This window comes from Waterburya sp., assembly GCF_058530065.1.
The window spans coordinates 1-7884 of sequence record NZ_JBZNBU010000135.1 but is presented as its reverse complement, the minus strand read 5'-3'; the positions used below and the strand labels follow the sequence as shown (position 1 = coordinate 7884).

At 41.7% G+C, this 7884-nt stretch carries 5 protein-coding genes; all 5 read right to left on the bottom strand.

The window, feature by feature from the left end; all coding sequences use genetic code 11:
• Window positions 1-68 precede the first annotated feature (68 nt).
• On the bottom strand, window positions 69-1058 hold the full coding sequence (locus tag AC33VI_RS08920; protein ID WP_491781915.1) for a glycosyltransferase family 2 protein: 990 nt from the start codon (window positions 1056-1058) through the stop codon (window positions 69-71).
• Window positions 1051-2370: an O-antigen ligase family protein gene (locus AC33VI_RS08915; RefSeq protein WP_491781914.1), complete on the bottom strand. Its 1320-nt coding sequence runs from the start codon at window positions 2368-2370 to the stop codon at window positions 1051-1053. The genes AC33VI_RS08920 and AC33VI_RS08915 overlap by 8 nt, the downstream gene beginning before the upstream one ends.
• 92 nt (window positions 2371-2462) lie before the next feature.
• Complete coding sequence (locus tag AC33VI_RS08910; protein ID WP_491781913.1) at window positions 2463-3452, bottom strand: glycosyltransferase family 2 protein; 990 nt, start codon at window positions 3450-3452, stop codon at window positions 2463-2465.
• Between the two features lie 44 nt (window positions 3453-3496).
• On the bottom strand, window positions 3497-5437 hold the full coding sequence (locus AC33VI_RS08905) for a response regulator (protein ID WP_491781912.1): 1941 nt from the start codon (window positions 5435-5437) through the stop codon (window positions 3497-3499).
• A 111-nt stretch (window positions 5438-5548) separates the two neighbouring features.
• Window positions 5549-7714, bottom strand: a complete 2166-nt coding sequence (locus tag AC33VI_RS08900; RefSeq protein WP_491781911.1) for a WD40/YVTN/BNR-like repeat-containing protein — start codon at window positions 7712-7714, stop codon at window positions 5549-5551.
• Window positions 7715-7884: the final 170 nt, after the last annotated feature.

Sequence of the window (7884 nt, the reverse complement as noted above, 5' to 3'; positions counted from 1 at the left end):
TTAAAGTTTGGTGGTGGGAAGATGCACTGAAAACCAAAGATCTGCCAATTAATTACTACAATTCCAATTTAAAATAATTGTTGACTATCTTGTCTGGGATCTTTTGTTGCAATCATTGTTCTTAATTTTTCAAACATAGTTCGACCTAAATTCCCAGGAAGTACATAACGCAAAGCTAACTTAATTAATAATTTCCAGATATAAGATTGCCGTACCATTAAAGGATATTGCATTATCGATCGCCCTAAATGTTTGGCTGCTTTTTGGGCTTGGACTCGATCGCTACCGTGTTGTAGGTAAAGACTGGCAATATACATCTGTAGATTTGCTTCGGTGTGTTGGCGGATATGTTGCAGATGAGATGGTGCGTTTTGAAAGGCTTTGTCGATCGCATATAAACCCCGTTCGTACATCAGTTCTACATTAGAAGTGGTCGAACCAAAAGCACGGCGATAGATTATTTGATATTCGGGAACAACAACATAGTTACCCACAGCAGCTAGGCGCAACCACATCTCCCAATCTTCACAACCGCTACAGGCGCGATCGAAACCCCCTACTCGATCTAATGCAGACTTGCGAACTAAAACATTAGAACCACTATGAATAAAGTCACCCTCCAACAAGCGGGGATAAACATCATCTGTATATTGATAGGCAGGGGAAGAGTGATAGACATATCCCATTTCTTGTTCGTCCATAAAACAAGTCCAGCTATAAGCAACTATGGCATCGGGATTTTGTTCTAGGGCTTGTAGTTGCAATGCCAATTTATTATTTGTCCAAAGATCGTCCGCATCTAGAAAAGCAATGTATTCCCCTTCGGCTGCTGTGATGCCTCGGTTACGAGCAATCGCTACACCGCCATTAGGTTCGTTAATAATTTTTAGTCGCGGTTCGTTTATTTGTTGGAGAATAGTTAAGGTATTGTCAGTCGAACCATCATTGACTACTATTAGTTCCCAATCATTAAAAGTTTGTTGTTTCACCGAGTCTATAGTTTCGGTAATAGTTTTGGCTGCGTTGTAGGCAGGAATAACTATCGAGATTTTAGACATTTGTTTGACCAAAGATGGATAATTGACGATTGACGACTTCTTCCTGTCTTTGTCGGAGGGAAACGCCGATAAACAGTAAAGCTAGCCAGTAAATATAGGTAATGTACTCAATGCTGTCGGTAAAGCTGGAAACAAATAGACTAATAAACAAACAAAGTCCCACTCTAGCAACATTTGATTGTCGGGCGCGAAGAATTAAATTAAATAGAGAAAAGAGAGTCGCTACGGCAAAAGCGGTAAAACCCACCAAACCAAAGGTATAAAGACCCCCCAACCAAGTATTGTGAGTGCCAATAGGCATATTTCCTACAACTCTAGGACCATATTCGGGGACTCTTCCATGACCCCAAATAGGCGCATCATTCCACCAAGCCTTGATGGTCATGCGATATAAAATATTGCGAGTCCGAGAAGAATAAAGAGAATCTTTACCCCGAAAATTAGTAAACTGTTCCTGCATAAAATCGAGAAGCTTGCCAATCTCGAAAGAGAAAATTCCCAAACTAAAACAAGCCAGGGACGAGAAAATTTGTACTTTAGGATAAAAGATATTTCTCGCTAGCCATACCACTGTTAGTACAAAAGGAATACACAATAAAGCAGCCCGCGACTGGGAAACTAGCACCATAATTAATGCCGAAATTATTCCTGCATTGCGCCAAGTTTTATGCTTTTCTGACCAAGCTAAGAAGAAAAAGAAATTACCTAACGTTCCCGTTGCAGTATACCAGGGAGCAAAGCCATATATCCTTTCTTCTAAAGCATTTTGAAACAGGCGAATATGATAGTGATCTGTTCCACCTCCAAATGCCGATAGGGGAGAAATATAGTCAATTTCGGGTACGCCTAAATTAGCTAAAATCGTTCCACCGACGATGAAAACCGCTGCTTCTAAAGCAATAATGCAGCCAGCGCGATAAATTAATTTAGGTCTAATCCAAAATTGCCCCATCAAAATAAACATGGGAATAATCGCCCAGCGACGATACCAATTGTTGATCGTGGAAAAAACCATCAACTTAAATCCCCAATCAAAATTAATGTGACCCACCATCATGGCAAATTCGATAATCAATCCTGCCACCAGCCACACCCAAGCACTGGGAGAAATAAAAACTCGTTCTTGAAATGGGGTAGCATCGGTTTGAACGCGGTATTGCCACAAAGCATAGACCGTAAACACCAAACCCACTAAGGGGACGATTATATAAAGAGAACCAATTAAATACAAAGGACAAGTTGCGATCGCCAGATACCAAATTACTTTTTCTGGTATGTTCTGGGGTTGAATCTTGTCATTGTTCAAAAACATATATTTATAGTTATTTATGACTAATATTTGCTATTTTTAAAAATTTTTAGCCAATATAAGGGCAATTTATCCATTTTTTGCTTTACTCGCTCCTAATTTCCGCCATATCCACTATTAATCGCTGAGGCAGGACTTAATCTTCTGCGTAAAGATTGCATTAGACCCAAGAAGTTGCCATAATTCTGTCTGCCAAACCACTGCATAATGAAAATCGCCAGGCTAAGACGTAAATTTTCTTTCGTCCAAAATCTTGCAGGATCTTTATTTAAAGCAATTTTTCTGAATTTTTTAGCGAGCTTGTAATCTGGCTGAGAAACTTGCAAGCCTTTCCAAGCAATACAAAAATAAGCAAAACCATACCCCCGATTGACTAGGGGTTTTAATTCTGGAGGAGCGGATTGCTCGGCTTTTTCCAAGATAATATTAAAACTGCGCTCCATTTCTACTATATTGCGAGAACCACTAGAAGCTCTTTGGCGATAGTAAACTAAAGGCTGTCGAATTGCTTTAAATTGATACTGAAGAGCCATGCGCAACCACATATCCCAATCTAAACCGTATGACTTGAGATTAGTATCGAACAAACCTACTTGCTCGAAACAAGCACGTCTAATCATTGCTACGCTACCACATTCAATTTGATTGACTGTAATTAGATCTTTCCAGATATAGCCTTCGGCTTCGGTTTTAACTATGCGTCCTGTAGATTCTCCTTGTTCGTTCATATAGGTCACCCAGGTATAAACGATACTTACTTCGGGACAGCGATCGAGAATATCTACTTGTTGGGCTAACTTGGTTGTTTCCCAAAGATCGTCAGCATCCATAATAGAGATATATTCACCTCTAGCGTTGGCAATGCCAGTATTACTCGCTCCTGCCAGTCCCATATTGTTTTGGGTAATTAAGCGAATGCGGGGGTCTTGTTGTTGAGACACCCATTGGGAAGTGTTGTCGCTACTACCATCATCAACAATAATTAATTCAAAATCGGTATAAGTTTGTGCCAAAACACTATTAACTGTTTCGGGGAGATAAGCCATTAGATTATAGGCAGCAATGATTACGGATACTTTAGGCATTTTTTTTAGGTAATGGGTAGTAGGTAAAAGGTAAGAGGTAATGGCTATTTTTTAATAAGACTTTTGAGATCGGTGGTAGGAGGTAAAGCTTGATGACTGTTGTTATTGTTGTCTGTTGATGGAGGTTGTTCTTCTTTACTTGTCGCCCACAAAGATGCGATCGCCGTAGTTAATAAGACCGAACCCATAAAAGTTCCTAAAATTACTGCTACGGGGTCGGGAGAACTGGGTTTTTCGGGTATATTGGGTTGAATGGCGACCTGAATTTGGGGATAGGCATCATAAAGATTGCTTTCTGCCAGACGGGATTTAGCTAGGTTGGATGAATAAACGGTTTCGGCAAATTTAACTTCTTGTTGCAGTCGGGTGAGAGTAGCATCTTGCTGTACTATTTGATTTTCTTTACTCTCTAGCTGTTGTATTTGGCGTTGTAATTCTGCTCCTTTAGCTGCCATTCCGTCTGCTTCTGACTCTAGGGCAACAATATCTTTAAGTAAGCTACCGCGATAGGAATCGTTTTCATCTCCCGTCCGTAGGTTTAACTGTTGGAGTAATTCCGCCGATGGAATGCGATCGAGGAGTATTTCACCTCTTTGCAGGAGAGATTGACGAGCTTCAGTTGCTTCTTGTTGTTTTTCAACAACATTGGGGCTATTGACCTGGAATTTTGCCTCAATTGCTACTAATTCACCACTAGCACGGGTGTATTCTGCTAGGTACTGCTGAAATAAAGAGTCGGAATGGAGGGCAAAAGCATCCTTAGCAGATTGAGCGGACATTCCTAAATTATCTGCCAAACGTTGTACTTGGACTCTAGTTTGTTGTAGTTGAGCGTTGGTTTCCGCTAGCTGACGGCGCAATTGTTCTAGATTGTCAGATAAATTACCAGCCTTGTCTCTTGAGCCGATGAGAGAACTAGCTCTAAATTCAGCCAATTCTTGACGGGCATTGTCTAGGGCTGTTTTCGATCGCGCCAAACTAGCTTGAAGATTGCGATCGGTTTGACTGATTTGTCCGTCTCTTAATTGTTGGATTTTTTGTTCTAATACACCTTGTAAAGCGATCCCTTTGGCTTGGGCTTCTTCGGGGCTATCTCCCTCGATTTCTAGCTCCATCATGGTGGTGTTATCGACAATCTCGATTTCTGGTTTGCCGTATTCGCTGCGTTTCATGCCGACTTGGGCAGCAGCTTGGGAGATAATTTCTTTTTTGCGAATCAGAAATTTATAGTCTTCGCGGGGGTCAAATAGACTGTTGCGATAGGGGGATTCGGTATTGGAACTTACCGAGCCAACATCAGAAATACTAACACTACTAGAGTTCTGACTGGAGGGCAAGCTAATTGCCCACTTGCTAACGTAAATCGGATCTTTGAGCAGTAAATAAAGAATCGCTAAAATCCAAAGGGCTGCATTGCCAAGCAACCAATAGGGTAGATAAGCAGTCCAAGGCTTTCGAGGTCTTGGGTTTTTGGGTTTTATTGAGTCAAAGAGCGTTGGTTTTTCAGCAGGGGAAGGAATAGCTAGAGAAACTTCTTCTCGATTTTGAGCTATCTTTGCCGACGGTGATTGACTATTGGAAATAATTAATTTATCAAGCAAACCAGGGCTAAACTGAGTATAACCGCGAGAGACAAAGCGAATCGCTTTTTTGAGGTCTTCGGCGGGAGTATTTTTTAAAAGATAGCCCATTGCCCCCGTTTGCAAAGACCGTTGAATATAACTGTCTTTGTTGTGCATACTCAAGACGACGATTTTGATACTGGGAAAGTTCTGATGAAGAGTTTCAATTAACTCCAGACCATTTATACCAGGCATTTCTAAATCTACCAGCATAATGTCGGGTAACATTTTTTGCGCCAAGGCGATCGCATTTTCTCCGTTACTGGCAGTAGCTACTACTTTAAAATCTGGTTCTGAAGTTAAGATAGCTTTGATGAGTTCGCGAATACTTTTTTGGTCGTCAACAATTAGAATACGTAGCATTTTTATAAGTTATAAGTTATTAGTTATTAGTTATTAGTTGTTATCCTTTTTCCCCTTTCCCCTTCCCCTTTAACCATTTCCCTACCCCCACAAATTGATTAGTGCCTAACATCAGTAAATTATTTGTTGATAGTAAATCCCCCTGCCATCTGTTCCAGCAAAAATTAAGCCCGATCGCTGTTGGCTGGCAACTAAAATTTTAGTAGAGCGGGGCATATCCGCTCTAGAGCTAATTTGCTGCCAATTATTACCGCGATCGCCCGAAATAAATAACCCTGTATTTCCAGTAGATGTTTTACCGTAAACATAAATACTAGAATTAACATTGCTATTTATGGGCAACCCAACAGTTACTAAATAAGCATCGGTAATTGATGCGATCGACTCAAAAAATCGACCGCCATTAAGAGAATGAAATAAACCTCCTGTATTTAAACTCAGCCAAACCTCTCCTTCTACATTAGGAACGGTAGTTAAAACAAATCTATTGGCGATGGGTAAGTCTTGAGGACTGGCTTGAAAAGTTATACCGCCGTCATTGCTGCTATATACTTTACCCCGATCGTAGTAATAAAAGCGATCGCCATTTGCACCATCGGCAGCTAGGGGTTGATTCCAATTCCAAGGTCCTGTTTCTCCTGGGGGTAAGCCCTTGACCTCTTGCCAAGTTTCACCGCCATCCTGGGTAACTAGGGGTAAATCTTCGCTGGCGGTAACTAAAAAGTGTTGGGGATTATCGGTCGCGATCGCCACTCGCATTAACAGTTTATCTTGAGGAATATTTGCCCAAGGTTGCCAAGTCTTGCCACCATCTTGGGAAGTGACTCCCATGTAAGTATTGCGCCATCTTTGACCCCCTACCCTAACGATATTTTGGGGAGCATTCTGACAGTATGCCAGATGAAAAGTATCTTGAAAAAAGTTATCTAAATAGCGATCGCCTGTTAGGTTGAGTTTGCTGAGGTTAAAGCCTTGTCTTTGAAAGCCAAAACGACTTTGAGGAGAAGTTGTTAAGTCTTGATGGTAAAAACCATCTTGGTCGGCAATACCACTTAATAAAATTGCTCCTTGGGGGGGAGAAAGCAAGCTAAACAAAACCGTTTGTTCGATTCCCTCCACCCGACTCGACCATTTCACCAGGGATTTATTGATGTTTTCGGTATGCCAGACACTAAACCAGTCCGTCAGCCAAACTTGTTGGGGATTTTGGGGGTCAAAAGCGATCGCTGAAGGGTGGTCGTTGAAAAATTCTGATGCTAGCCAAGAGGGTCTATTTTCTATGACCGCGCTTTTTTTCTGCCAAGTGTTACCGCCATTTTGGGAGTAAAAAATCTTTGCCCTGCCTTTTTCTCCTTCACTAACGATTAAAGTTTTTGGCTGGGTGGGATGAAGACTGAGAGCGTTAAAATTCTCGCCGATAAATCCCCCAGGACTAATATTCTGCCATTGGCTATCTTGATATTTGCTTACTTGGGGTGCTTCGTCGCTGGTAGCATAAACTACTCTATCTTTGGCTATCTGTAGCTGCATTACTTTACGAGGACTATTAGCAAGCTTTTCCCAAGTTTGCCCGTTATCTTGGGACTGATAAACTCCATCGCGGTAAACGCTAGCGTAAATTAGATTGGGCTGTTGCGGATCGAATGCCACGTTTAGCACTCCAATATGATTACCTGGATCTACTGCCAAATCCTGTAATTGATGCCAAGTTAATCCACCATCTAGCGATCGCCATAAGCCATCCCTGCGAGAGCCAAATAACACCAAATTGCTGTTGTGAGGACTTACTGCCAAACGATTGCCTCCCCAGCGTTTTTCTTCATCCCCTCCCATTGCTACTTGCAGATCGGATGCTTGCCAAGTGTTTCCGCGATCGCCAGATGTAAAAATCGTTCCAGGTTTATCGGTATATTTTCCCACTGCAATTAACACCGTATCGGGATCTTGCGGATCTAAACCAATCGCTTCTCCACCAGAATTGCGATCGTAGTCCCAATCCTCGTCGGGAAGATTGCTGGTAATAGGAAGCCACCGTTGCGAATTATTTTGCCAGCGATAGAATCCTCCATTATCGGTACGAATATAAACCACATCTGCTGCCTGAGGATGGGGATAAATGCCCGTAATATAGCCACCACCGCCAATTTTGACCGACTGCCAAGTTGGTGACTGGGTGACAGCAGCAATATTGGGCATTAGAGAGCGATCGCCAAACCAAATATGAGTTGCGATCGCGATCGCCATTGCCACTAATACCAAATACCACTTTCTTTTCATTGCTACCTCTTACCTCTTACCCAACGGTGACAAGTTAAGAAACTTACCTATTAGTCAACTACTATATATGGTGCTTAATTTATTTTTAAACCCTATATGTAGTTTGAGTTAAATCTAGAATTGCCCTCGCGCTCCTGCAATAATTCAAGGTCATAACCATCCCAATTACT